We start from the raw sequence: 23,829 nt of genomic DNA on the forward strand, positions 1-23,829 counted from the left end.
CGCATGTCTGACGTGCTCATCGACCGACCCGAGCTCGAGGGCCTCGGTCAGTACGAGTTCGGCTGGGCCGACCCCGACGCCGCCGGTGCGACCGCTCGTCGCGGCATCTCCGCCGAGGTCGTCACCGACATCTCGAACCTCAAGAACGAGCCCGAATGGATGCTCCAGCGTCGCCTGCGCGGCTACGAGCTCTTCGGCAAGAAGCCCATGCCGCTGTGGGGCGCCGACCTGTCGGGCATCGACTTCGACAACATCAAGTACTTCGTGCGCTCGACCGAGAAGCAGGCCACCTCGTGGGAGGAGCTGCCGGAGGACATCAAGGCCACGTACGAGAAGCTCGGTATCCCCGAGGCCGAGCGCCAGCGCCTCGTCGCGGGTGTCGCCGCGCAGTACGAGTCGGAGGTCGTCTACCACCAGATCCGCGAGGATCTCGAGGCGCAGGGCGTCATCTTCATGGACACCGACACGGCGCTGAAGGAGCACCCGGAGTTCTTCGAGGAGTACTTCGGCACGGTCATCCCGGCCGGCGACAACAAGTTCGCCGCCCTCAACACGGCCGTCTGGTCGGGCGGATCGTTCGTCTATGTGCCGCCGGGCGTGCACGTCGAGATTCCGCTGCAGGCCTACTTCCGCATCAACACCGAGAACATGGGCCAGTTCGAGCGCACGCTCATCATTGCCGACGAGGGCTCGTACGTGCACTACATCGAGGGCTGCACGGCCCCGATCTACAAGAGCGACTCGCTGCACTCGGCCGTCGTCGAGATCATCGTGAAGAAGAACGCCCGCGTGCGCTACACGACGATCCAGAACTGGTCGAGCAACGTCTACAACCTCGTCACCAAGCGCGCGGTCGCGCACGAGGGCGCGACGATGGAGTGGATCGACGGCAACATCGGCTCGAAGGTCACGATGAAGTACCCCTCGATCTTCCTCATGGGCGAGCACGCCAAGGGCGAGACCCTCTCGGTCGCCTTCGCGGGCCCCGGCCAGCACCAGGACGCGGGCGCGAAGATGATCCACATGGCGCCGTACACGACGTCGTCGATCGTCTCGAAGTCGATCGCGCGCGGCGGCGGCCGCGCCGGCTACCGCGGCGAGGTGCGCGTCGACGCGAACGCCCACCACTCGGCGAACACGGTGCGCTGCGACGCGCTGCTCGTCGACACGATCTCCCGCTCCGACACCTACCCGGCGATCGACATCCGCGTCGACGACGTGCAGCTGGGGCACGAGGCCACGGTCTCGCGCGTGAGCGAGGAGCAGCTGTTCTACCTCCAGTCGCGCGGCCTCCCGGAGGACGAGGCGATGGCGATGATCGTGCGCGGGTTCATCGAGCCCATCGCGCGCGAGCTGCCGATGGAGTACGCACTCGAACTCAACAAGCTCATCGAGATGAGCATGGAAGGCAGCGTCGGCTAGGAATGAGCTCCACCATCGAGACCGAGAAGCCCCAGGCCCCCGGCGCGAAGGCGCACACGGACGGGAACTGGGATGTCCCCGTCCAGACCCGCTCGGAGCGCTTCGCCTCCGCCGTGCACGCCGACTTCCCGGCCGTGACAGGCCGCGAGCTGGAGTGGCGCCTGACGCCCGTCGAGAAGATCCGCGACCTCATCGACGGCGAGCTCGACGGCGGCCGCTTCCCCGCGACCGTCACCGAGGCGCCCGGCGTCACCGCGGAGTGGATCGGCCGTGACGACGCGCGCATCGGCGCCGCCGGCCTGGCCGAGGAGCGCGCCGCCGCGAACGCCTGGTCGAGCTTCCGCGAGGCGCTCGCGGTCACGTTGACGGCGGAGGAGCCCGTCGAGGTCGTCATCGACCGTCAAGGGGATGACCGCACCCCGCGCGCCGCCCACACCGTCATCACGGCGAAGGCCCACGCCCGCGGGCTCGTCGTCATCGACAACCGCGGCAGCGCCCGCCTGAGCGAGAACCTGGAGATCGTCGTCGACGACGGCGCTCACCTCACGGTCGTGAGCCTGCAGGAGTGGGACGACGAGAGCGTGCACCTATCGAGCCAGTTCGCCCGCGTGGGCCGCGACGCGACCCTCAAGCACGTGGTGGTGTCGCTCGGCGGTGCCGTCGTGCGCGTGAACCCCTCGGCGCACCTCGCGGGGGAGGGCGCGACCGGCGAGCTGCTGGGTCTGTACTTCTCCGACGCGGGGCAGCACCTCGAGCAGCGCGTCTACGTCAACCACATCGCCCCGCACACCGTGAGCCGCGTGACCTACAAGGGCGCGCTGAACGGCGAGGGCGCGCGCTCGGTCTGGGTCGGCGACGTGCTCATCGGCCGCGAGGCCACGGGCACCGACTCGTACGAGCAGAACCGCAACCTCGTGCTGAGCGACGGCACGCGCGCCGACTCGATCCCGAACCTGGAGATCGAGACGGGCGACATCGCCGGCGCCGGCCACGCGAGCGCGACCGGTCGCTTCGACGACGAGCAGCTGTTCTACCTGCGCTCGCGCGGCATCGCCGAGCAGGAGGCTCGCCGCCTCGTCGTGCTGGGCTTCCTGCTGGAGGTCGTGCAGAAGATCGGCCAGGCCGAGCTCGAGGCGCGCCTCGTCGCGGCGATCGAGGCCGAGCTCGCCGCCGTGGAGGTGGTGTGACGATGGCCGCGCAGCGCGTGTGCGCCGAGGCCGACCTCGCTCCCGCCTCGGCGATGAAGGTCGTCATCGACGGCAAGCCGATCGCGGTCGTGAAGGACAGCGCGGGCGTCGTGCACGCTCTCGGCGACACCTGCACCCACGGCGACATCTCGCTCAGCGAGGGCTTCGTCGAGGACGACTCGCTGGAGTGCTGGGCGCACGGCTCGAAGTTCGAGCTCGCGACCGGCAAGCCGAAGAACTTCCCGGCCTACGAGCCGGTTCCCGTCTACGCGGTCACGGTCGAGAACGGCGACGTGTTCGTCGACGCCGACCAGACCCTCACCACGTAAGGAAGAGCACCGACATGTCCACTCTCGAGATCCGCGACCTCCACGTCAGCATCGAGACCGACCAGGGCGTCAAGCAGATCCTGCGCGGCGTCGACCTCACCATCAAGCAGGGCGAGATCCACGCCATCATGGGCCCCAACGGCTCCGGCAAGTCGACGCTCGCGTACACGATCGCCGGCCACCCGCGCTACACGGTCGACTCGGGCTCGATCACGCTCGACGGCGAGGACGTGCTGGCGATGAGCATCGACGAGCGCGCGAAGGCCGGGCTCTTCCTGGCGATGCAGTACCCCGTCGAGATCCCCGGGGTCACGGTGTCGAACTTCCTCCGCACTGCCAAGACGGCGATCGACGGCGAGGCGCCGGCGCTGCGCGGCTGGATCAAGGAGCTCAAGGGCTCGATGGAGGCCCTGCGCATGGACGCCTCCTTCGCCGAGCGCAACGTCAACGAGGGCTTCTCCGGCGGCGAGAAGAAGCGCCACGAGATCGTGCAGCTCGAGCTGCTCAAGCCGAAGATCGCCGTGCTCGACGAGACCGACTCCGGCCTCGACGTCGACGCGCTCAAGATCGTGTCGGAGGGCGTCAACCGCGTGAAGGAGAACACCGGTCTCGGTGTTCTGCTCATCACGCACTACACGCGCATCCTGCGGTACATCCAGCCCGACTTCGTGCACGTCTTCGTCGACGGCAAGGTGGCCGAGGAGGGCGGCGCGGAGCTGGCCGATCGCCTCGAGAATGAGGGCTACGACCGCTACCTCACCGGCTCGACCGTAGGCTGATCGCATGCCCACCGCACTCGAGCCGCAGCTCTTCGACCAGGTCGAGGAGGGACTGAAGGACGTCGTCGACCCCGAGCTCGGCGTCAACATCGTCGACCTCGGCCTCGTCTACGACCTGGCCTGGGACGAGGAGACCGATGCCCTCATCATCTCGATGACGCTCACGTCGGCCGGCTGCCCGCTGACGGACGTCATCGAGGAGTCGGTCGCGAACGCCCTCGATGGCATCGTCGAGCGGTTCCGCATCAACTGGGTGTGGATGCCGCCGTGGGGCCCCGAGCGCATCACCGACGACGGTCGCGACATGATGAGAGCGCTCGGATTCAGCATCTGACGACCTGACCTCACGCGAAAGGCCCCCTCCCGGTCGGGAGGGGGCCTTCGTCGCGCGGGCAGCGGCGCTACGCCTCGGTGCGCTCGCGGCGCTCGACGGCCTTCCAGATCGCCGGCAGCACGGCCGCGGCGATCGCGGCCTTGATGACGCCGCCGATGATGAACGGGTAGAAGCCCGCCACGAGGGTCGCCTGCAGGTCGTTCGGCAGCCCGAACCCGCCGAGGGAGTACGACAGCCACGGCAGGCCGATCGCGAAGACGACGAGCGAGCCGCCGAGGAAGGTGACGGCGGCCTTGAGCCAGCCGCGGTCCCAGCGGCGCTCGGCGGCCCAGCCGACGATCGCGGCCGAGACGATGAAGCCGATGATGTAGCCGCCGGTGGGCCCGGCGAGCACCGTCCAGCCCGAGGAGGCGTCGCTGTAGATGGGCAGGCCGATCGCGCCGAGCAGGGCGTAGAGCGAGAGCGACGCGGCGCCGCGCGCCGCGCCGAGCGAGGCCCCGACGAGCAGCACGGCGAGCGTCTGGCCGGTGACCGGCACGGGCCAGAGCGGGATCGCCACCTGGGCGAGTGCGGCGACGAGCGCCGTGCCGGCGATGACGAGCGCGGCGTCGGCGAGCAGGGAGCGGGGGATGACGCGGTCGACGATGGTCGAGCGCGCGGGCAGCGTGGTGGCGAGCGTCACGGAAGCGTTCCTCACGGGAATCGGTGGCCAGGGGACTGCGGTTAGACTATCGGGCTGGCCCCCCGTGCCCTCCTCTGACGAAATCCACGAAAGAACAGGACGTTCGCTGTGCTCGCTGTGCAGGATCTCGAGATCCGGGTCGGCGCGCGCCTGCTCATGGAGAACGTCTCGTTCCGCGTCGACAAGGGCGACAAGGTCGGGCTCGTCGGGCGGAACGGCGCCGGCAAGACGACGCTGACGAAGGTGCTCGCGGGCGACGAGCTGCCGACCGCCGGCACCGTGCAGCGCATCGGCGAGCTCGGCTACCTGCCGCAGGATCCCCGCTCGGGCGACCCCGAGCAGCTCGCCCGCACCCGCATCCTCGACGCCCGCGGCCTCGGCCAGATCGTCATCGACATGCAGCAGGCCACGCTCGACATGGCGAGCGACGACCCCGCCGTGAGCGAGAAGGCGATGGCGCGCTACGGGCGACTCACCGACCGGTTCCTCGCGCTCGGCGGGTACGCGGCCGAGGCCGAGGCGGCCTCGATCGCGAGCAACCTGAACCTGCCCGATCGCATTCTCAGCCAGCCGCTCAAGACGCTGTCGGGCGGTCAGCGGCGCCGCATCGAGCTGGCCCGCATCCTGTTCAGCGATGCCGAGACGATGATCCTCGACGAGCCGACGAACCACCTCGACGCCGACTCGGTGGTGTGGCTGCGCGAGTTCCTCTCCAGCTACCAGGGCGGGTTCATCGTCATCAGCCACGACATCCACCTCGTGGAGGAGACGGTCAACAAGGTCTTCTACCTCGACGCCAACCGCCAGGTCATCGACATCTACAACATGGGCTGGAAGCACTACCTGCGCCAGCGCGAGGCCGACGAGGAGCGCCGCAAGAAGGAGCGCGTCAACGTCGAGAAGAAGGCGACCGCGCTGCAGCTGCAGGCGGCGCGCTTCGGCGCGAAGGCCTCGAAGGCCGCCGCCGCCCACCAGATGGTCGCGCGCGCCGAGAAGATGCTCGCGGGCCTGGAGGAGGTGCGCACCGTCGACCGCGTCGCGAAGCTGCGCTTCCCGGAGCCGGCGCCCGTCGGCAAGACGCCGCTGCAGGCGAAGAACCTGTCGAAGAGCTACGGCTCGCTCGAGATCTTCACGGCCGTCGACCTCGCCGTCGATCGCGGCTCGAAGGTCGTCATCCTCGGCCTCAACGGCGCGGGCAAGACGACGCTCCTGCGCATCCTCGCGGGCGTCGACCAGCCCGACACGGGCGTGCTCGAGCCGGGCCACGGCCTCAAGGTCGGCTACTACGCGCAGGAGCACGAGACGCTCGACGTGAAGCGCAGCGTGCTGCAGAACATGATGTCGGCCTCACCGAGCATCACCGAGCTCGAGGCGCGCAAGGTGCTCGGCTCGTTCCTGTTCACGGGCGACGACACGGCGAAGCCCGCCGGCGTGCTCTCCGGCGGCGAGAAGACGCGCCTGTCGCTCGCGATGCTCGTGGTGTCGAAGGCCAACCTGCTGCTGCTCGACGAGCCGACGAACAACCTCGACCCGGCCAGCCGGGAAGAGATTCTCGGGGCGCTCGCGAACTACTCAGGGGCGGTCATCCTCGTCAGCCACGACGAGGGCGCTGTCGAGGCGCTCAACCCCGAGCGCGTGCTCATCATGCCCGACGGCGTCGAGGACCTCTGGACGAAGGACTACGCGGAGCTCATCTCGCTCGCCTGAGGCGAGCTGGCGCGGCTGGCGCTGTCGGCGGGCGGATGCTCGGCGCGAGCCTCAGCGGGCGTCGAGCAGCGCATCCTCTTCATCGGCGTCGCTCGGCCGGCGCCGCACCGGCTGCGCGACGGGCTCGCCGGAGGCCTCGGCGAGCATCCGCCGGTGCTCCTTCCGCAGCGCCCAGCCGTACCCGATGAAACCCATGAGCGCGAAGACGTACCACTGGAAGGTGTAGCTGAGGTGCGGGCCCTCGTCGGGCACGGGCCGGGTCGCGGCCACCGGGCGCGTGTCGGGCGCCGGCGACTCCGAGTCGAGCAGGCCGTAGGCGCCGGTCACGACGTCACCCGCCTCGACCCGCTCGGCGATGTCGGGCAGATGGATGGTCGCGATCTGCCCCTCGGGCGCGCCGCGGCCGCGCAGCTCGGGCTCGCCGGGCTTGAGCCGCACGAGCACCTCGACGCGCCCGCTCGGAGGGGCGGGCACGACGTCGGGGGAGTCCTGCGCCGAGCCGACCGGCAGCCAGCCGCGGTCGACGACGAACACCCGGCCGTCATCGAGCAGCAGGGGCGTGAGCACCTCGAAGCCCGGCCGGCCGTTGAGCGGGCGGGCGCGCGCGAGCAGCTGCTCGTCTACCAGGTACTCGCCCTCGAGCACGACGGGCTGCCACTCGCGCGCCGGATCGAGCGCCGTCTCATCGGGCAGCGCCTCGTCGAGCGCGACGGCGGCCGCATCCCAGTTCTCGGCGACGACCCGGATCTCGGCGACCGTCTCCAGCCGCCGCTGCCACTGCCACTGCGCGAGGCCGACGCAGACGACCGCGAAGAGCGTCGTGAGGCCGAGCCAGCCCAGCCAGCGACGCTGCAGGGCCAGTCGCAGGATGCTCACACCGACGATTCTCCCGGATCAGGCAGCGACCCCACGACGACGCCCGCCGGGGTGAGCGCCACGGGGAACCCGCGCTGGTCGACGAAGTCGTAGAGGAAGTCGCGGTGCTCGTCGCACGCGAGCCACACCTTGACCCGCTCGGGGCCGTGGATGCGGGGGTTGCGCCAGTTGACCGCCCACGTCGCCTCGGCGCGGCAGCCGGCGCGCGAGCAGTGGGTGCCGGAGATCTCGCCGGGGAGCGAGATCACGCCTGCGTGCCCGGTGGCGTGTACGGCAGAATCTGCCCGGGCCGCTCGACGTCGGAGCCCTTCGGCGCGGCGACCGTGTTGGCCGCGACGACCGCGAAGTAGGGCAGCACGATCGCGCCGAGGGCGGGGATGAGCAGCCACCAGCCGGGCGTCACGAAGCACGCGGCGATGCACACCAGTCGGATGCCCATGGCGATCGAGTACTTGACCATACGCGCACGGCGCTCCTCCGTCGGGGAGGCGGGGAGCGAGGTGATGGCGGCGCCGGTCGGCTGCTTCATGAGGGCTCGAGTCTACGTTTCGCGCCTGCGAGAAATCTGGTTCCGAGCCTGCCAATAGGCTGGGGTCATGAGCACTCAGCGCACCGTTCTCGTCACCGGCGGCAACCGCGGCATCGGCTACGCGATCGCCGAGGAGTTCCTCGCCCAGGGCCACCGCGTCGCCGTCACGGCGCGCTCCGGCAGCGGCCCCGAGGGTGCGCTCACGGTCACCGCCGACGTCACCGACGCCGCCTCGATGGACGCCGCCTACAGCGAGGTCGAGGCCGCGTACGGCCCCATCGAGGTCGTCGTCGCGAACGCCGGCATCACCCGCGACACCCTGCTGCTGCGCATGTCGGACGACGACTTCCAGACCGTCGTCGACACGAACCTCACGGGCGCCTTCCGCACCGTGAAGCGCGCCATGAAGGGGATGCTCAAGGCGCGGTTCGGCCGCGTCATCCTGATCTCGAGCGTCGTGGGGCTGTACGGCTCGCCCGGGCAGGTCAACTACTCGTCGTCGAAGGCGGCGCTCGTCGGCATGGCCCGCTCGATCACGCGCGAGCTCGGCAGCCGCGGCATCACCGCCAACGTCGTCGCGCCCGGCTTCATCGAGACCGACATGACCGCCGAGCTGCCGGCCGAGCAGCAGCAGGCCTACAAGGACTCGATCCCGGCCGGCCGCTTCGCGAGCCCCCAGGAGGTCGCGCGCGTCGTCACCTGGCTCGCCGGCGACGACGCCGCCTACATCTCGGGCGCGGTCATCCCCGTCGACGGCGGCCTCGGGATGGGGCACTAGCCCCTGAGCTTCGAGTGCTTACCTTTGGCGCCGAAGCCGCGAAGAGGTTTTCTAGCTCTTGGTGAAGCTCGGACCATCGCCGCACTAGGAGGAGGACTTCGTCAACGGTCTCGTCCTCTACCTTTGCGGAGTACGCCAAGACTACGGACGACGATGCCATTGCGCCGGAGTGCGTACCGATGAAGCGCTCCATCTCGAGCACGATCGATCGGAGTTGCTCTTCAAGGACGGTGAGCTTTGCCACAACTATCTGGCGACTTAGCTCCATCAACGAATCGCGGATCAGCATTACCGCCTCGGAATAGTCGTCTCCTGACGGCCGCTGCGCTTCCGGGATCTGACGGAACGACCTGGAGAACGACGCGACACTGGCGACGCCGGCTGCGAAGTTCGCGCTTGCTATAAGAAGCGGTGCCAACACCGCTCTGACTTCAGCAAAGTGAGCATCTAGACGTTGGCGGTCTTCGTGTCGGGCTTGCCATCGCAGAGGGATCAGCGGTGCAAGGAGCGTTCCGATAACGCCCAGGCCCGCGATACCGAATGTCAACCATTGGGATTCACTCACATGGGCACGGTAGAGCCATACACGGACACTTGCTCAGGCGCGCAACCCCAGCAGGGGCAGGGCGTCACGCAGGTCGCGGCGCGGCAGGCACACGTCGGCGGCCTCCCGCAGCACGGGCTTGGCGTCGAACGCGACGCCGAGGCCCGCGGCGCGCAGCATCAGCAGGTCGTTCGCGCCGTCGCCGATGGCGACGGTGCGGCGGAGCGGCAGATCGTGGGCGGCCGCCCACTCGCGCAGGGCATCCGCCTTCGCGGCCGCGTCGACGACGGGGCCGACGGTGCGCCCCGTGAACCGGCCGTCGACGACCTCGAGCCGGTTCGCCCGGTGGTGGTCGAGCCCGAGGTCGGCGGCGATCGGGTCGAGCAGCTCGTGGAAGCCCCCCGAAACGACGGCGATCGCGCCGTCAGCGGCGTGCACGGCATCGACGAGCTCGCGCGCTCCGGCCGTCAGACGGATGCGCGCGCCGACCCGAGCACAGCATCCCGCGTCGACGCCCGCGAGGGTCGCGACCCGCTCGGCGAGCGAGGCGGCGAAATCGAGTTCGCCGCGCATCGCCCGCTCGGTGATCTCGGCGACGAGCGCACCGGAACCCGCCTCGTCGGCGAGCAGCTCGATGGCCTCGTCCTCGATGAGCGTGGAATCGACGTCGAGCACGACGAGGAAGCGAGTCATGGGGCGGGGCACTCCTCGGCGGCGGGCGCGAGGCGGGATGCTCCCGACTCGCTACTCGATGCGGATGCCCTTGCCGACGACGGTGATGCCGGAGTCGGTGACCGTGAAGCCGCGGGCTCGGTCGGCGTCGTGGTCGACGCCGACGTGCGCGCCGGGCGAGACCACGACCTCCTTGTCGAGAATAGCCCGCCGCACGACGGCACCCGCGCCGATCGTGGTGCGCTCGAAGATTACCGAGTCGGTCACCTCGGCCGACTCCACCGTGACCCACGTGCCGAGCACGCTGCGCTCGATGCGGGCGCCCGAGATCACCGAGCCGAGCGAGACGATCGAGTCGATGACGTGCCCGGTCTCACCGGCGCCATCGCGCACGAACTTCGCCGGCGGCATGTTGAGCTGCTGGCTGTAGATCGGCCACGCGGTGTTGTAGAGGTTGAACACCGGCAGCGCCGAGATCAGATCCTGGTGGGCGTCGAAGAACGACTCGATCGTACCCACGTCGCGCCAGTAGAAGCGGTCGCGCTCCGTTGCGCCCGGCACGTCGTTGTGGTTGAGGTCGTAGACGAAGGCCTCGCCGCGGCGCACGAAGTCGGGCACGATGTCGCCGCCCATGTCGTGCTTCGAGGTCTCCAGCTCGCCGTCGCGCGTGACGGCGTCCATGAGCACGTCGGCGTCGAAGACGTAGTTGCCCATCGAGGCGAGCACCTGGTCGGGCGCGTCGGCGAGGCCCACCGCATCCTTCGGCTTCTCGTGGAACGCCGCGATGCGCGAGGGGTTCGCCGGGTCGGTCTCGATGACGCCGAACTGGTCGGCGAGGGCGATGGGCTGACGGATGCCGGCGACCGTGACGCCCGCGCCGTTCTCGATGTGCGCCTGGATCATCTGCGTGAAGTCCATGCGGTAGACGTGGTCGGCGCCCACCACGACCACGATGTCGGGCTTCTCGTCGCGGATCAGGTTCAGGCTCTGGAAGATCGCGTCGGCGCTGCCGGCGAACCAGCGCTTGCCGAGGCGCTGCTGCGCCGGCACGGAGGCGACGTAGGCGTTGAGCATGCCGCTGAGGCGCCAGGTCTGCGAGATGTGGCGGTCGAGCGAGTGGCTCTTGTACTGAGTGAGCACCACGATCTGGCGCAGCCCCGAGTTGATGAGGTTCGACAGCGCGAAGTCGATGAGCCGGTAGCCGCCGCCGAAGGGCACGGCGGGTTTCGCCCGGTCAGCCGTGAGCGGCATGAGCCGCTTCCCTTCGCCACCGGCCAGCACGATTCCGAACACCTTGGGGGACGCCATGCCCCCACAGTAGGGGAGCGTCCCTCGCTGTACTAGCGTCGTCACCATGCGCGTCGACGTCATCTCCCGTGAGTATCCGCCCGAGGTCTACGGGGGAGCGGGAGTGCACGTCGCCGAGCTCGTGCGGGCCCTGCGGCACGACGCCCTCGACGTGCGCGTGCGCTGCTTCGGCGCCCCCCGCAACGAGGCCGACACGCACGCCTACCTCGTGCCCGGCGCCCTCTCGTCGGCCAACCCGGCGCTCGCGACGCTCGGCGTCGACCTCGCGATCGCCGACGACGTCGACGGCGCTGACCTCGTGCACTCGCACACCTGGTACGCCAACGCCGCCGGCCAGCTCGCGGCGATGCTGCACGACATTCCGCACGTCGTCACCGCGCACAGCCTCGAGCCGCTGCGCCCGTGGAAGGCCGAGCAGCTCGGCGGCGGCTACCGCATCTCCAGCTGGATCGAGCGCGGGGCCTTCGAGACCGCGGATGCCGTGATCGCGGTGAGCGACGGCATGCGTCGCGACATCCTGCGCTGCTACCCCCAGCTCGACGAGCAGAAGGTCAGCGTCATCCACAACGGCATCGACCTCGACGGATGGCAGCGCACGATCGACCACGAGTTCGTGCGCACCCTCGGCATCGACCCCGACCGCCCGACGGTCGCCTTCGTCGGCCGCATCACGCGCCAGAAGGGCCTGCCCTATCTTCTCGAGGCCATGCGCGCCCTGCCGAAGGACGTGCAGCTCGTGCTGTGCGCCGGCGCCCCCGACACGCCGGAGATCCTGCGCGAGGTGCAGCACGGCGTCGCGGCGCTGCAGGGCGAGCGCACGGGCGTCGTCTGGATCGAGAGGATGCTCTCGCAGCGCGAACTGGCCTCCGTGCTGTCGCACGCCACCGCGTTCGTGTGCCCGAGCGTCTACGAGCCCCTCGGCATCGTCAACCTCGAGGCCATGGCGTGCGGCGTCGCCGTCGTCGGCACCGCCACGGGCGGCATCCCGGAGGTCGTCGATGACGGCATCACCGGCCGACTCGTGCCGATCGAGCAGGTGCAGGACGGCACGGGCACGCCCGTCGACCCGGCTCGCTTCGTCGCCGACCTCGCCGCCGTGCTCGCCGACGTCGTGAGCGACCGCGAGCGTGCGCGCACCATGGGCGAGGCTGGTCGTCGGCGGGCCGAGGAGCACTTCGCGTGGGGCGCGATCGCGGAACGCACACGCGCCCTCTACGCGAGCCTGCTCGTCTAGGCTGGGAGCCATCATGGCCAGCGTTCTCGAGTTCGACGATGTCTCCTTCACCCGCGATGGCGCGGCCATCCTGCACGACGTGCACTGGAGCGTCGACGAGGCCGACCGCTGGGTGATCCTCGGGCCCAACGGCGCCGGCAAGACGACGCTGCTGCAGCTCGCGGCCGCGGCGCAGCATCCCTCGACCGGGCGCGTGACGCTCCTCGAGGAGGAGGTCGGCCACAGCGATCTCGCCGCGCTGCGGCCCCGCATCGGCTTCGCCTCGACGGCGATGGCGCGGCGCATCCCCGCCGATGAGAGCGTGCTCGACGTCGTCATGACCGCCGCGTACTCCGTCACCGGCCGGTGGAACGAGGAGTACGAGGAGGTCGACGAGCGGCGCGCCCGCCGCGTGCTGCGCGAGTGGAAGCTCGACCGCTTCGAGCAGCGCCGCTTCGGCAGCCTCAGCGACGGCGAGCAGAAGCGCGTGCAGATCGCGCGCGCCATCATGACCGACCCGGAGCTGCTGCTGCTCGACGAGCCCGCCGCGAGCCTCGACCTCGGCGCGCGCGAAGAGCTGCTGCAGCTGCTCGGCAGCTTCGCCAGCTCGCCCGACTCGCCCGCGATGGTCATGGTCACCCACCACGTGGAGGAGATCCCCGCCGGCTTCACGCACGCGCTGCTGCTCGCCGACGGCGGCATCACCGCCGCCGGGCCGATTGACGAGATCATCACCGGCGAGCACCTCAGCCGCACCTTCGGCATCGAGCTGCAGGTGCACCGCGACGGCGACCGCTTCACGGCGCGCGCGGCCTGATCCCGCCCCGCCGCACGGCCGGGCTCTGCTAGTCTTGAGAGTCGGCCCGCGGCACTTCTCGTCGCGCCGATCGAACTTGCCCGCAGCGGGGGCCACCCGCTGAATCACAACCAAGGAACCGTTCATGAAGACTGACATCCACCCCGAGTACAAGGCGGTCGTGTTCCGCGACCTCGCGTCGGGCGAGACCTTCCTCACGCGCTCGACCGTCTCGAGCGACAAGACGATCGAGCTCGACGGCACGGAGTACCCGGTGATCGACGTCGAGATCTCGTCGGCCTCGCACCCGTTCTACACGGGCAAGCAGCGCATCATGGACTCGGCCGGTCGCGTCGAGAAGTTCAACCAGCGCTTCAAGAACTTCGGCAAGTAAGCCGCAGCAACTTCACGAAGGGCCCCGCCAGCAGGCGGGGCCCTTCGTCGTTCTCGCGCGAGCGATGCCGCGCTCAGGCGCGGGTGGGCCAGCCGCGGTCGGCCGTGAAGCGGTGGTCGCGGGTGCGCCGCATGTAGTCCTCGAACGAGTCGCACTGCTGCTCGTGCCAGCTGACCTGCGCACCGTGGAGGGCAGCGAGGTCGTCGGGCAGGGCATCCGCGAACCGGCGGGCGAGCGCCTGCGCAACGCGGCCCGCGGCGATCGCGTCGGCGGCGGCATCGTGCGCGCCCGTGAGCTCGACCCCGTAGTGCGCGGCCGCCGCCTCCAGCGTGCGCTTGCCCTTGCGGTACCGGTCGACGGCCTTGTCGATCACGAGCGGGTCGACGACGGGGGCCGGGTCGATGAGCGGCTCCACGCCGTGACGACGGCACTCGTGCTCGAGCAGGCTCAGATCGTAGGCGGCGTTGTAGACCACGAGCGGCACGGGGCGGGCGAGCAGCGCGCGCAGGGCATCCGTGATCTCGGCGACGACCTCGCGCGCCGGCCGCCCCTCCGCACGGGCGCGCTCGGTCGTGATGCCGTGCACCGCCGTCGCCCCCTCGGGGATCTCGATGCCCGGGTCGGCGAGCCACGACCACGACTCGCGCGGCAGCCCGTCAGCGCCGATCACGGCGATGTGCGCCGTGACGATGCGCGAGGTGCGCACATCGACGCCCGTGGTCTCGAGGTCGAAGACGGCGAGCTCGTCGCTCCAGTGGCGGGCGCCACCGTCGGTGTCGGTGGTGCTCGGGTCGAGAACGGTCATGCCGCGAGCCTAGGCGTGCGCACCGACGCCGAAGCCTCCGCCGTGGTGGGGGTGCGGGTCGCGATCGCCGACGTGCAGCCAGTAGAAGCTCTGCGTCGCCATCGTGAGCGTGACGTGCCCGTTCTCGTCGACCGAGGGAAAGTCGGCGCCGCCGAACAGATCCCACAGCGGCGCGCCCTCGAAGCCCGACATGTCGATCGTCGCGGCGACCGGGTTGTGGGCGAACGAGAACACGCACAGGATGCGCTCGGGGGCGTCGCCGAGGTGCGTGCCGCTGCCGGCGTACTCGCGCACGAAGGCCAGCACCGACTCGTGGTTCGTCTTCAGCACGCGGATCGTGCCCAGGCCGAAGGTCGGGTGCGCCTTGCGCACGTGGATGACGTTGCGGATCCAGTGCAGCAGCGAGCGCGACTGCGCCAGCTGCGTCTCGACGTTGATCTGGTTGTAGTGGTAGACGAGCGACTGCACCACGGGCAGGTAGAGCTTGCCGGGATCGGCGTGCGAGAAGCCCGCGTTGCGGTCGGGGGTCCACTGCATGGGCGTGCGCGAGCTGTCGCGGTCGGGCAGCCAGATGTTGTCGCCCATGCCGATCTCGTCGCCGTAGTACAGGAACGGGCTGCCGGGCAGCGAGAACAGCAGCGCGTGGGCGAGCTCGAGCTCGGCGCGGGAGTTGTCGAGCAGGGGCGCGAGGCGGCGACGGATTCCGATGTTGGCGCGCATGCGCGGGTCGTAGGCGTACCAGCCGTACATCGCCTGGCGGTACTCCTCGCTCACCATCTCGAGCGTGAGCTCGTCGTGGTTGCGCAGGAACACGCCCCAGGCGGCCCCCTCGGGCGCGTTGATCTCTTCGCTCAGCTGGCGCTCGAGCTCGGTCGCCTGCTGCGAGCGCAGGGCGTAGAAGATGCGGGGCATGACGGGGAAGTCGAAGGCCATGTGGCACTCCGGCTCGTCCTCGGAGCCGAAGAACTCGACGACCTCGTGCGGCCACTGGTTGGCCTCGGCGATGAGCACGCGACCCGGGTACTCCTTGTCGACCATGGCGCGCAGCTTCGCGATGAACTCGTGCGTCTTCGGCTCGCCCTCGCCGTTGCCCTCGTCGGACTCGTAGAGGTACGGGATCGCGTCGAGGCGGAACCCGTCGACGCCGAGGTCGAGCCAGAACCGCACGACGTCGAACAGCGCCTCGTGCACGGCCGGGTTCTCGAAGTTGAGGTCGGGCTGGTGCGAGAAGAAGCGGTGCCAGTAGAACTGCCGGCGCACGGGGTCGAAGGCCCAGTTCGACTCCTCGGTGTCGACGAAGATGATGCGCACGTTCTCGTACTTCTCGTCGGTGTCGCTCCAGACGTAGAAGTCGCCGTACGGCCCCTCCGGGTCCTCCCGCGAGGCCTGGAACCACGGGTGCTGGTCGGAGGTGTGGTTGACGACGAGGTCGATGACGATGCGCATGTTGCGCTCGTGCGCCTTCGTGACGAGCTCGCGGAACTCCTCGATCGTGCCGAACTCGGGCAGGATCGCCGTGTAGTCGCTGACGTCGTAGCCGCCGTCGCGCAGCGGGCTCTGGAAGAACGGCGGCAGCCACAGCGCGTCGATGCCGAGCCACTGCAGGTAGTCGAGCTTCGAGATCAGGCCGCCCAGGTCGCCCGTGCCGTCGCCGTTGGAATCCATGAACGACCGCACCATGACCTCGTAGAAGACGCTGCGGCGGTACCACTGCGGGTCGAGCGCGAGGCCGGGCAGGGTGATCGGGGCGGTGAAGGTCACGAGGCTCCTCGGTGGTAGGAGAGGGAGATCGGATGCGCCGCTGCAGGGCGCGGTCGGTCCACTGTAATCCGGTCGTCGCCGGGCCCTCGGCATGCGCGCCGACCTAGACTGACCGGGATGCCCGCTCCCTCTCCCTACGCCGCCGCCCTCAGCGCGATCCCGCGCCGCGACCTCGAGCTCGAGGTGCTCGGAGCCCGCACCCGCATCGCCGAGTACGGCCCGGCGGATGCCCCGCGCACCCTCGTCGTCGTGCACGGCTTCCGCGGCGATCACCACGGGCTCGAGCCCGTCGTCGCCCTCCTGCCCGAGCTGCGCATCATCGCTCCGGATCTGCCGGGGTTCGGCGCGTCGGAGCCGCTGCCCGACCGCGCGCACGACATCGAGGGCTACGCCGCCTGGCTCGATGCGCTGCTCGTCGCGCTCGGCGTGCGCGGCACCGCGGTGCTGCTCGGCCACAGCTTCGGCTCGATCGTGGTGGCAGGGGCGCTCGCGGGCGGCGTGCCCGCGCCGCGATCGGTGCTCATCAACCCGATCGGCCAGCCGGCGCTCGAGGGCCCGCGGGGCATCCTCACCCGCGGAGCGGTCGCCTTCTACCGGCTGGGCGCGGTGCTGCCGCGCCGGGCGGGCTTCGCCCTGCTGCGCAGTCGCGCGATCACGCGCGTCATGAGCGTGTCGATGGCGAAGACGCGCGAGAGGAGCCTGCGGCGCTGGATCCACGAGGAGCACGACCGCTACTTCTCGGGCTTCGCGAACCGCGACATGCTGCTCGAGGCGTTCCGCGCGTCGGTGTCGCACGACGTCAGCGACTACGCCGCCCAGGTGCGCGTGCCGACGCTGCTCATCGCGGCGGAGGAGGACGACATCACGCCGCTTGCGGCGCAGCACCGGCTCGTGCGGCTCTTCCCGGACGCACGCCTCGTCGTCGTGCCCGAGGTCGGCCACCTCGTGCACTACGAGGCGCCGGCGGCCGCGGCGCGCGCGATCCGCGAGTTCCTCGCGTGAGGCGCCGCCCGTGAGGATCGCGATCGACTGCCGCTACGTGCGCATCGGCCGGCACGACGGCATCAGCCGCTTCACGGCGAGCCTCGTCGAGCACCTGCTGCCGCTGCTCGGCGCCGACGACGAGCTCGTCGCGCTCATCCACGACGACCGCCAGCTCGACATGCTGCCCGCGGGGCTCACGGTGCACCGCGTGAGCGCGCCGACGAGCGCGCGCGAGCCGTGGGTCGCGGCGCAGGTCAACCGCATCCGCCCCGACGTGGTGTTCAGCCCCATGCAGACGATGGGCACATGGGGCCGGCGCTACCCGCTCGCGCTCACGCTGCACGATCTCATCTACTACGCGCACCCGACGCCGCCGCGCGACCTGCCCGCGCCCGTGCGGGTGCTGTGGCGGCTGTACCACCTCGCGTGGTGGCCGCAGCGACTGCTGCTGAATCGGGCGGATGCCGTGGTCACCGTGAGCGAGACGACGCGCGGCCTCATCGAGGCCCACCGTCTCACCTCGCGGCGCGTCGTCGTCGTGCCAAACGCGGCCGATCGCCCGCCTGTCGAGCGCGAGCGGGTGCGGCCCGAGGGCGTCGAGCTCGTCTACATGGGCTCGTTCATGCCGTACAAGAACGTCGAGACGCTGTGCCGGGCCCTGCACGAGCTGCCGGGCGCGAGGCTGCACTTGCTGAGCCGCATCCGGCCGGAGGATCGCTCGCGGCTCACCGCACTCGCACCCTCCGGCGCCCTCGTGGTCCACGACGGCGTGACCGACGAGGAGTACGCCTCCATCCTCGACGGCGCCACGGCGCTCGTGCACGCCTCGCGCGAGGAGGGCTTCGGCATCCCGCTCGTCGAGGCGATGGGGCGCGGCACGCCCGTCGTCGTCGCCGACACCCCGATCTTCCGCGAGATCGGCGGGTCGGCGGCGCTCTACGCGGCACCCGACGACGCCGCGGGCTTCGCGCGGCGGGTGCGCGAGCTGCTCGCGCCGGGGGAGTGGGAAGCGCGATCGCAGGCCGGGTACGCGCAGGCGGCGCGGTTCGACTGGGGGCGCAGCGCGGGCATCCTGCTGCAGCTGCTGCGCGAGCTCGCGGCGGCGCCCCGGCGCTGAGCTGTCGGGGCGGGGTGGCGTCTGCGGCTCAGCCGGCGCGCGTGACCTCGTCGAGCACGAGCACGGTGTCGTCGTCGTCGATGCAGAACCCGGCGACGTTCGCCCAGTACCCGTCGGGGCCCTCGATCGCGACGAGCTCGGCGTACGGCATCACGAGGCCCTCGACCGTCAGGCGCGCGCCATCGACCAGGCGCGTGCCGTCGGCGTCGAGCACCGCGTCGCCGTCGGCGCTGAATCCCTCGGGCCAGATCGCGAAGCGAGCGCCCTCGCCGAGGTCGACGCGAAAGCACCCCTCCTCGCCCAGCACGAGCTCGCCCTCGCCGGCCACCGGGTCACCCGCGTAGGTGTCGCCCGGCAGCTGCACGGGCAGACCCGGCCCGCCCTCGCCCTCTCCAGGCGTCTGCGCGGGCGGCGCCGTCAGGACGAGCACCACGACGATCGCCACGAGCGTCGTGACGGCGAGAGCGACGACGACGGCGACCGCACGGCGCGAGAGCATGACCGCACTGTACGCCCCGCTCGGTGCGACGGCGCGAGCGACGCGAGTCAGCCCTCGGTCGCGATCGCGGCGACCGTGCCGTTCGACCACGCGACGATGTCGTGCGGGCTCGCCGGGAAGACGTCGTAGGCGCTGCCGGCGGCGCTCCACACGGTGTCGAAGCGCAGCAGGCTCTCATCGACGAGCGTGCGCACGGGCGACGGATGCCCGATCGGGGGCACGCCGCCGATCGAGTAGCCCGTCGCCGCCTTCACGGTCTTCGCGTCGGCCTTCTCGACGGGCATCCCCACCGCCTCGGCGAGCAGGTCGAGGTCGGCGCGACGGTCACCCGCGACGAGCGCGAGCAGGGGCGAGCGCTCGTCGCCGTCGACCGCGACGAAGACGAGCGACTTCACGATCGCGCCGACCTCGCAGCCGACGGCGGCCGCGGCCTCGGCGGCGGTGTGGGTCGAGTCGGGCATCCGCACCGGCGACAGCCCCAGACCGGCGGTCGCGGCGGCGAAGCGCTCGGCGCCGGACGCCATCAGCGGTCGCCCTCGGCGCCGCGGCCCTCCTCGCGGCGGGCGAGCGGGTTCTGCTCCTCGAAGTCCTCCGCGAGGGGGAAGATCGACTGCTCGTCGACCGGGTCGTCGAAGCGCGAGAGCTCCAGGTCGCCGTCGGCGTGCAGGAAGGAGTGCACCGAGCCGTTCGTGATCGGCTCGCGGTGGCGGCCCGGGGCGACCGTCTCGAGCACGCTGCGGATCACGCCGCCGTGCGCGACGACGATGATCGCCTCGCCGGGATGCTCGGCCGCGAGCCGGTGCAGCGCCGCGACGACGCGCTCGGCGACCGCCTCGCGCGACTCGCGACCCGGCACCTCGGCGCCGTCAGGGAATCGGGCGTCGAGCTCGGCGCCCGTGAAGCCCTCCGCCTCGCCGTAGTTGCGCTCGACGAAGGCGGCGTCGAGCTCAGGCCCGGGCATCCCGATCGCGTCGGCAATGATCGTCGCGGTCTCGGCGGCGCGCGACAGCGGCGAGGCGACGATGCGCGACCACTGCCGGCCGCGCAGCAGCTCGCCCGTCGCAGCGGCCTGCTCGCGGCCGGTGTCGTTGAGGGGGATGTCGGTCGACCCCTGGATGCGCCGCGCGCGGTTCCAGTCGGTCTCGCCATGGCGGACGAGGGCGAACGCGGTCATGCCTCGAGCCTAGCCGCGCCGCTCAGGGCAGTAGCGCGTCGTGCAGGGCGGCGAGCACCTCGCTCGTGCCGGCGTCGATCTTCACCGCCGCGCGCGCATCGGCCTTCGTCGCGCCGCGGTTGACGATGACGATCGGCAGGCGCCGCTTCTGCGCGAGACCGACGAGCCGGATGCCCGAGTTCACCACGAGCGACGAGCCCAGCACGAGCAGGGCGTCGGCGCGCTGCACGATGCCGCGGGCCTCCTCGAACTTCGTCGGGGGCACGAACTCGCCGAAGAACACCACGTCGGGCTTGAGCGTGCCGCCGCACACCGAGCACTCCGGCACCGCGAACTGCGAGACGTCGTCGACCTCGGCGTCGCCGTCGGGGTTGATCGCGTGCGGCCCCTCCGGGTCGAGCCACGGGTTGAGCGCCTCGATGCGCTCGGCGATCGCGTCGCGCGCGAAGAACTGCCCGCAGTGCAGGCACGTGACGCGATCCATCGAGCCGTGCAGGTCGACGACGCGGCGGCTGCCGGCCCGCACGTGCAACCCGTCGACGTTCTGCGTCACGACCCCGCTGATGAGGCCGCCGTGCTCGAGCTCGGCGAGCAGGCGGTGGCCGTGGTTCGGGCGGGCCGCTGCGAAGCGCTTCCAGCCCAGGTGGCTGCCGGCCCAGTAGCGGCGGCGGTAGTCGTGGTCGGCCAGGAACTGGCTGTACGTCATCGGCGTGCGCACCGGTGCACCCTCCCCCCGGTAGTCGGGGATGCCCGAATCGGTGCTCACGCCGGCACCGGTGAGCACGGCGATGCGACCGCCGCGCAGCAGACCGATCGCCGCCTTGAGACCCGCGCGGGCATCCTCGCTCAGCGTCGACGCGGGCGCGGACGCGCTCGGCGCGGTCGACTGCTGCATGGGGCCTCCCTGGATCCTCCAGCAGGCTAAACGCGCGCGGTTTCGGATATGTTTCCGGAGGCTGAGCGGAGCATCGACCGCCCTCGGCGAACACGACGGCGATCGCGCGCGATCGGGAAGCGGGGGAGTGCGGTGCGGATCGTGCGGATCGAGGGCCTGGAGCATCCCGACCTCGACGACTACGCCCGCCTCACCGACGTCGCCCTCCGCCGCGTCACCGAGCCGGAGGGCGGGCTGTACCTCGCCGAATCGCTCACCGTCATCGGCCGCGCGCTGCGGGCCGGGCATGAGCCGCGCTCGGTGCTCACGAGCGAGAAGTGGCTGCCCGAGATCGAGCGGCTGCTCGACGGTCGCGACCTGCCCGTCTACGTCGGCGAGCCGCGCGCGCTCGAGGCGCTCACCGGCTACCACCTGCATCGCGGGGCGCTCGCGAGCATGCATCGACCCGCGCCGATCGACCCCCGTGCGCTGCTGGCGGATGCTCGGCGCGTCGTCATCGTCGAAGACGTCGTCGACCACACCAACGTCGGGGCGATCTTCCGCTCGGTGGCCGGCCTCGGCGCCGACGCCGTGCTCGTCACGCCGCGCTGCGCCGACCCCCTCTACCGCCGCAGCGTGCGCGTCTCGATGGGCACCGTGCTGCAGGTGCCGTGGACCCGCCTGCCCGAGTGGAGCGAGGCCGCGCCGCTGCTGCACGAGGCCGGCTTCACGATCGCGGCGCTCGCCCTCGCCGACGACGCCGTGCCGCTGCGCGCGTTCGCCGCGAGTGCGCCCGAGCGCGTCGCCGTGCTCGTCGGTGCGGAGGGCGACGGGCTCTCGCGGCAGGCGCTCGAGGCAGCGGACGTCGTCGTGACGATCCCGATGGCGCACGGCGTCGACTCGCTCAACGTCGCCGCCGCGAGCGCGGTCGCGCTGTACGCGCTGCAGGCGTAGCGCTCGGGGCGCACGGCCTCAGTCGAGCGCCGTGACGTGCAGCACGATCGCCTGCTCCGGCGCGAGCAGGGGCACCGGGAGGCCGACCTCGGCGAGCACGCGGCCGGGGGCGTCGAGCTCGCCGGCGGCGAACCACGCCGGCGGGGCATCCTGCACCGCGTGGGGGGCCGCGCCGAGCGGCACGCGCGCGACGCGGTAGCGGCGGTCGGGGTCGAGGCCGGGCAGGCGCAGCGGCGGCGGCACCGCCACGCGCGAGGCCGCGACCGTCGCCAGCGAGTACAGCGCCTCACCGCGGTCGGGCGCGACGACGCCGAGCACGAGCCGGCTCGCGTCGTCGTCGGCGTCGGGCCTCACCGTGCGGCCCGAATGCACCAGCGGCCGGAACCGCTGCACGGCGGCGACCCAGTCAGCGAGCATCCGTCGCTCGTCGTCGCTCGCGCGCGTGACATCCCACTCGATGCCGGCGTGACCGAACAGCGCTGTCGCGAGGCGCAGCGAGAGGTCGTGCGTGCGACCGGTGATGTGGGCGCGCCCGGCGCCGACGTGGCCGCCCAGCAGCTCGAGCGGCACGAGGACGCTCGAGAAGCGCTGGATGCTCTGCCGCTCGAGGGCGTCGTTCGTGTCGCTCGTCCAGAAGCGGTGGGTGCGGCGCGCGATGCCGAGGTCGATGCGGCCGCCGCCGGAGGCACACGACTCGATCGCGATCTCGGGGTGCCGCTCGCGCAGGGCGTCGAGCAGCGCGTACAGGCCGCGCGTCTGCGCCGCGGCGCCGCGGGCCATGAGCGCGCGGTTGTGATCCCACTTCAGGAAGGCGATCGGGTACTCGGTCAGCAGCGCGTCGAGCGCCGCGAGCAGGTGCTCGCGGACGGCCGGGTTCGCGAGGTCGAGGGTGTGCTGCCAGCGCCAGGTCGGCGGCACGGCGCCGTCGGGGCTGGCCAGCAGCCACTCCGGATGCTCGCGCGCGAGCCGCGAGTCGGGGCTCACCATCTCGGGCTCGACCCACAGGCCGAACTCCATGCCGCGGCGCTGCACGTGCGCGACGAGCGGGTGCAGGCCCTCGGGCCAGCGCTCGGGGTCGACGACCCAGTCGCCGAGGGCGCGGCGGTCGTCGGTGCGCCCGTCGAACCAGCCGTCGTCGAGCACGAAGCGCTCGACGCCGAGGTCGGCCGCGGCGTCGACGAGCGGGGCGAGGGCGTCGAGCGAGTGGTCGAAGTAGACGGCCTCCCACGTGTTGAGCACGACGGGCCGGTGCGTCGGCGGCGTGAGGCGTCGCACGTAGGGGTGGAAGCGGTCGGAGAGCCCGTCGAGGCCCTCGCGAGACGAGGCGAAGATCGCCAGCGGCGCCTCGTAGGTCGCGCCGGGGGCGAGCACGATCTCGCCGGGCTGCAGCAGCTCCTCGGCGCCGAGGTGGCGGTGTCCCGTCGCGAGCGACTCGACGGTGACGCGGCTGTCGCCGCTCCATGCGTGGTGCAGCGCCCACACCTCGCCGGCGGCGAAGCCGAACCCCGGCGAGCCGAGCACGGTGAGGAAGGGCGCGTCGTGGCCCGGCCGGCCCTGCCGCTGCTCGCGCACGTGCAGGCCGTCGCGCACGCGACCGCGCTGCGGGTGCCGCTCGCCCGCCCACAGGCCGGAGAAGTCGAGCAGGTCGAGCGCGCGCGCCGGCACGGGCAGGCGCGCGGCAAGACGATCGAGAGCGACCGGATGCTCGCCCACGGCGGTCGCGGAGATCGCCACCTCGACGAGGCCCTCCTCGGTGAGCTTCACGCTCCAGCGGAGGTCGAGTAGCGGCCCGTGCTCGTCGTGTGCCCGCAGGGCCACGAGCAGGCCGGCGGGGGCGGAGCGGTGCACGGCCGTGGAGCGCAGCACCAGCGGCAGACGTGAGGGGGGCATCCCCACGCGATGGGCCTCGAGGCCCGGGGAGCCCGTCCAGCCCTCGGCGGCCGTCGGCAGGATCGACGGCACGAGCGGGAGGTCGGGGGAGCTCGGTGCGATCGCGGGCGCAGCGGCGACGGCCGCGAGGCCCGCCTCGTCGAGCTCGCCGAGGTCGGCGCCCCAGTAGCGGACGGCGGGCACGGCCGCGCCGCGGGCGTCGAGCACGAGGCTGACACCCG

26 protein-coding genes are annotated in these 23,829 nt (G+C 71.4%); 13 read left to right on the forward strand and 13 right to left on the reverse strand.

From position 1 onward, the window contains the following. Positions 1–3: 3 nt before the first annotated feature. The 5 genes from sufB to ID804_RS06845 are packed head-to-tail and all read left to right on the forward strand — an operon-like array spanning position 4 to position 4,051. Complete coding sequence (gene sufB, locus ID804_RS06825; RefSeq protein ID WP_169078346.1) at positions 4–1,422, forward strand: Fe-S cluster assembly protein SufB; 1,419 nt, start codon at positions 4–6, stop codon at positions 1,420–1,422. Between the two features lie 2 nt (positions 1,423–1,424). Then, positions 1,425–2,609 (forward strand): Fe-S cluster assembly protein SufD, encoded by a 1,185-nt coding sequence (gene sufD / locus ID804_RS06830; RefSeq protein ID WP_169078348.1) that lies wholly within the window; start codon positions 1,425–1,427, stop codon positions 2,607–2,609. A gap of 2 nt (positions 2,610–2,611) precedes the next feature. Continuing rightward, a complete protein-coding gene (locus ID804_RS06835; RefSeq protein ID WP_169078350.1) occupies positions 2,612–2,938 on the forward strand; it encodes a non-heme iron oxygenase ferredoxin subunit in 327 nt (108 codons plus the stop codon). 14 nt (positions 2,939–2,952) lie between these two features. Next, positions 2,953–3,717: a Fe-S cluster assembly ATPase SufC gene (gene sufC / locus ID804_RS06840; RefSeq protein ID WP_169078352.1), complete on the forward strand. Its 765-nt coding sequence runs from the start codon at positions 2,953–2,955 to the stop codon at positions 3,715–3,717. Positions 3,718–3,721: 4 nt separating this feature from the next. Next, complete coding sequence (locus ID804_RS06845) at positions 3,722–4,051, forward strand: metal-sulfur cluster assembly factor (RefSeq protein WP_169078354.1); 330 nt, start codon at positions 3,722–3,724, stop codon at positions 4,049–4,051. 67 nt (positions 4,052–4,118) lie between these two features. Here ID804_RS06845 and ID804_RS06850 read toward each other — a convergent pair whose 3' ends face one another. Continuing rightward, positions 4,119–4,733, reverse strand: a complete 615-nt coding sequence (locus tag ID804_RS06850) for a biotin transporter BioY (protein ID WP_169078356.1) — start codon at positions 4,731–4,733, stop codon at positions 4,119–4,121. Between the two features lie 108 nt (positions 4,734–4,841). On the opposite strand from ID804_RS06850, the gene ID804_RS06855 reads away from it, so the two are divergent. Beyond that, entirely contained in the window at positions 4,842–6,440 is a 1,599-nt protein-coding gene (locus ID804_RS06855; RefSeq protein WP_169078358.1) for an ABC-F family ATP-binding cassette domain-containing protein, read from the forward strand. Positions 6,441–6,491: 51 nt separating this feature from the next. Here ID804_RS06855 and ID804_RS06860 read toward each other — a convergent pair whose 3' ends face one another. From ID804_RS06860 to ID804_RS06870, 3 genes are read right to left on the reverse strand one after another with little or no spacing between them, the layout of a single operon-like run. Next, entirely contained in the window at positions 6,492–7,316 is an 825-nt protein-coding gene (locus ID804_RS06860; RefSeq protein WP_169078360.1) for an SURF1 family cytochrome oxidase biogenesis protein, read from the reverse strand. Beyond that, positions 7,313–7,564, reverse strand: a complete 252-nt coding sequence (locus ID804_RS06865) for a hypothetical protein (protein ID WP_317451202.1) — start codon at positions 7,562–7,564, stop codon at positions 7,313–7,315. Before ID804_RS06865 ends, ID804_RS06860 begins: the two co-directional genes overlap by 4 nt. Beyond that, positions 7,561–7,845: a DUF3099 domain-containing protein gene (locus tag ID804_RS06870; protein WP_169078362.1), complete on the reverse strand. Its 285-nt coding sequence runs from the start codon at positions 7,843–7,845 to the stop codon at positions 7,561–7,563. Before ID804_RS06870 ends, ID804_RS06865 begins: the two co-directional genes overlap by 4 nt. Before the next feature lie 67 nt (positions 7,846–7,912). Here ID804_RS06870 and fabG point away from each other — a divergent pair, with 67 nt between their 5' ends. Continuing rightward, a complete protein-coding gene (gene fabG, locus ID804_RS06875; RefSeq protein ID WP_169078364.1) occupies positions 7,913–8,623 on the forward strand; it encodes a 3-oxoacyl-ACP reductase FabG in 711 nt (236 codons plus the stop codon). A gap of 598 nt (positions 8,624–9,221) precedes the next feature. Here the strand turns inward: fabG and serB are convergent. Both serB and glgC read right to left on the reverse strand, forming a co-directional pair. Beyond that, positions 9,222–9,860: a phosphoserine phosphatase SerB gene (gene serB / locus ID804_RS06880; protein WP_169078366.1), complete on the reverse strand. Its 639-nt coding sequence runs from the start codon at positions 9,858–9,860 to the stop codon at positions 9,222–9,224. A gap of 51 nt (positions 9,861–9,911) precedes the next feature. Continuing rightward, entirely contained in the window at positions 9,912–11,147 is a 1,236-nt protein-coding gene (gene glgC, locus ID804_RS06885) for a glucose-1-phosphate adenylyltransferase (protein WP_169078368.1), read from the reverse strand. Between the two features lie 46 nt (positions 11,148–11,193). Here glgC and glgA point away from each other — a divergent pair, with 46 nt between their 5' ends. From glgA to ID804_RS06900, 3 genes are all read left to right on the forward strand, one after another. Then, a complete protein-coding gene (gene glgA / locus ID804_RS06890) occupies positions 11,194–12,381 on the forward strand; it encodes a glycogen synthase (RefSeq protein ID WP_169078370.1) in 1,188 nt (395 codons plus the stop codon). A 13-nt stretch (positions 12,382–12,394) separates the two neighbouring features. Next, the gene (locus ID804_RS06895) at positions 12,395–13,177 is read left to right on the forward strand and encodes an ABC transporter ATP-binding protein (protein WP_169078372.1); all 783 of its coding nucleotides are present in this window, start codon (positions 12,395–12,397) and stop codon (positions 13,175–13,177) included. A 124-nt stretch (positions 13,178–13,301) separates the two neighbouring features. Then, entirely contained in the window at positions 13,302–13,550 is a 249-nt protein-coding gene (locus tag ID804_RS06900; RefSeq protein WP_169078374.1) for a type B 50S ribosomal protein L31, read from the forward strand. Positions 13,551–13,623: 73 nt separating this feature from the next. Here the strand turns inward: ID804_RS06900 and ID804_RS06905 are convergent, their stop codons facing one another. After that, positions 13,624–14,355 carry an exonuclease domain-containing protein gene (locus ID804_RS06905; RefSeq protein WP_169078376.1) on the reverse strand — a complete coding sequence of 244 codons (732 nt, stop codon included), beginning with the start codon at positions 14,353–14,355 and terminating at the stop codon, positions 13,624–13,626. A 9-nt stretch (positions 14,356–14,364) separates the two neighbouring features. Further along, positions 14,365–16,116 carry a maltose alpha-D-glucosyltransferase gene (gene treS / locus ID804_RS06910; protein WP_169078378.1) on the reverse strand — a complete coding sequence of 584 codons (1,752 nt, stop codon included), beginning with the start codon at positions 16,114–16,116 and terminating at the stop codon, positions 14,365–14,367. Between the two features lie 117 nt (positions 16,117–16,233). Here treS and ID804_RS06915 point away from each other — a divergent pair, with 117 nt between their 5' ends. After that, positions 16,234–17,118, forward strand: a complete 885-nt coding sequence (locus tag ID804_RS06915; protein WP_169078380.1) for an alpha/beta fold hydrolase — start codon at positions 16,234–16,236, stop codon at positions 17,116–17,118. A gap of 10 nt (positions 17,119–17,128) precedes the next feature. Continuing rightward, positions 17,129–18,217 carry a glycosyltransferase family 4 protein gene (locus ID804_RS06920; RefSeq protein ID WP_169078382.1) on the forward strand — a complete coding sequence of 363 codons (1,089 nt, stop codon included), beginning with the start codon at positions 17,129–17,131 and terminating at the stop codon, positions 18,215–18,217. A gap of 28 nt (positions 18,218–18,245) precedes the next feature. Here ID804_RS06920 and ID804_RS06925 read toward each other — a convergent pair whose 3' ends face one another. Genes ID804_RS06925 through ID804_RS06940 form a run of 4 tightly spaced genes read right to left on the reverse strand, consistent with a single transcriptional unit; the run spans position 18,246 to position 20,785 of the window. Next, a complete protein-coding gene (locus ID804_RS06925) occupies positions 18,246–18,716 on the reverse strand; it encodes a hypothetical protein (protein ID WP_169078384.1) in 471 nt (156 codons plus the stop codon). Between the two features lie 47 nt (positions 18,717–18,763). Further along, a complete protein-coding gene (locus ID804_RS06930) occupies positions 18,764–19,240 on the reverse strand; it encodes a YbaK/EbsC family protein (RefSeq protein WP_169078386.1) in 477 nt (158 codons plus the stop codon). After that, complete coding sequence (locus ID804_RS06935) at positions 19,240–19,890, reverse strand: histidine phosphatase family protein (protein WP_169078388.1); 651 nt, start codon at positions 19,888–19,890, stop codon at positions 19,240–19,242. The genes ID804_RS06930 and ID804_RS06935 overlap by 1 nt, the downstream gene beginning before the upstream one ends. A gap of 22 nt (positions 19,891–19,912) precedes the next feature. Then, positions 19,913–20,785: a Sir2 family NAD-dependent protein deacetylase gene (locus ID804_RS06940; RefSeq protein WP_169078390.1), complete on the reverse strand. Its 873-nt coding sequence runs from the start codon at positions 20,783–20,785 to the stop codon at positions 19,913–19,915. Positions 20,786–20,917: 132 nt separating this feature from the next. On the opposite strand from ID804_RS06940, the gene ID804_RS06945 reads away from it, so the two are divergent. Further along, positions 20,918–21,718 carry a TrmH family RNA methyltransferase gene (locus ID804_RS06945; RefSeq protein WP_169078392.1) on the forward strand — a complete coding sequence of 267 codons (801 nt, stop codon included), beginning with the start codon at positions 20,918–20,920 and terminating at the stop codon, positions 21,716–21,718. Between the two features lie 18 nt (positions 21,719–21,736). Here ID804_RS06945 and ID804_RS06950 read toward each other — a convergent pair whose 3' ends face one another. Further along, on the reverse strand, positions 21,737–23,815 hold the full coding sequence (locus ID804_RS06950; RefSeq protein ID WP_317451203.1) for an alpha-galactosidase: 2,079 nt from the start codon (positions 23,813–23,815) through the stop codon (positions 21,737–21,739). Positions 23,816–23,829 lie beyond the last annotated feature (14 nt).

Source organism: Microcella alkalica (genome assembly GCF_014595885.1).
Lineage (GTDB): Bacteria > Actinomycetota > Actinomycetes > Actinomycetales > Microbacteriaceae > Microcella > Microcella alkaliphila_B.

What these genes read in the sequence shown, in the direction of transcription:
- ID804_RS06845 (WP_169078354.1), top strand. Translation starts at nt 3,722, where the DNA reads ATGCCCACCGCACTCGAGCCGCAGCTCTTCGACCAGGTCGAGGAGGGA.
- ID804_RS06895 (WP_169078372.1), top strand. Translation starts at nt 12,395, where the DNA reads ATGGCCAGCGTTCTCGAGTTCGACGATGTCTCCTTCACCCGCGATGGC.
- sufD (WP_169078348.1), top strand. Translation starts at nt 1,425, where the DNA reads ATGAGCTCCACCATCGAGACCGAGAAGCCCCAGGCCCCCGGCGCGAAG.
- ID804_RS06940 (WP_169078390.1), bottom strand. Translation starts at nt 20,785, where the DNA reads ATGCAGCAGTCGACCGCGCCGAGCGCGTCCGCGCCCGCGTCGACGCTG.
- ID804_RS06930 (WP_169078386.1), bottom strand. Translation starts at nt 19,240, where the DNA reads ATGGCGTCCGGCGCCGAGCGCTTCGCCGCCGCGACCGCCGGTCTGGGG.
- sufB (WP_169078346.1), top strand. Translation starts at nt 4, where the DNA reads ATGTCTGACGTGCTCATCGACCGACCCGAGCTCGAGGGCCTCGGTCAG.
- ID804_RS06870 (WP_169078362.1), bottom strand. Translation starts at nt 7,845, where the DNA reads ATGAAGCAGCCGACCGGCGCCGCCATCACCTCGCTCCCCGCCTCCCCG.
- glgA (WP_169078370.1), top strand. Translation starts at nt 11,194, where the DNA reads ATGCGCGTCGACGTCATCTCCCGTGAGTATCCGCCCGAGGTCTACGGG.
- serB (WP_169078366.1), bottom strand. Translation starts at nt 9,860, where the DNA reads ATGACTCGCTTCCTCGTCGTGCTCGACGTCGATTCCACGCTCATCGAG.
- ID804_RS06835 (WP_169078350.1), top strand. Translation starts at nt 2,612, where the DNA reads ATGGCCGCGCAGCGCGTGTGCGCCGAGGCCGACCTCGCTCCCGCCTCG.
- ID804_RS06905 (WP_169078376.1), bottom strand. Translation starts at nt 14,355, where the DNA reads ATGACCGTTCTCGACCCGAGCACCACCGACACCGACGGTGGCGCCCGC.
- glgC (WP_169078368.1), bottom strand. Translation starts at nt 11,147, where the DNA reads ATGGCGTCCCCCAAGGTGTTCGGAATCGTGCTGGCCGGTGGCGAAGGG.
- ID804_RS06915 (WP_169078380.1), top strand. Translation starts at nt 16,234, where the DNA reads ATGCCCGCTCCCTCTCCCTACGCCGCCGCCCTCAGCGCGATCCCGCGC.
- ID804_RS06935 (WP_169078388.1), bottom strand. Translation starts at nt 19,890, where the DNA reads ATGACCGCGTTCGCCCTCGTCCGCCATGGCGAGACCGACTGGAACCGC.
- fabG (WP_169078364.1), top strand. Translation starts at nt 7,913, where the DNA reads ATGAGCACTCAGCGCACCGTTCTCGTCACCGGCGGCAACCGCGGCATC.
- ID804_RS06900 (WP_169078374.1), top strand. Translation starts at nt 13,302, where the DNA reads ATGAAGACTGACATCCACCCCGAGTACAAGGCGGTCGTGTTCCGCGAC.
- sufC (WP_169078352.1), top strand. Translation starts at nt 2,953, where the DNA reads ATGTCCACTCTCGAGATCCGCGACCTCCACGTCAGCATCGAGACCGAC.
- ID804_RS06925 (WP_169078384.1), bottom strand. Translation starts at nt 18,716, where the DNA reads ATGCTCTCGCGCCGTGCGGTCGCCGTCGTCGTCGCTCTCGCCGTCACG.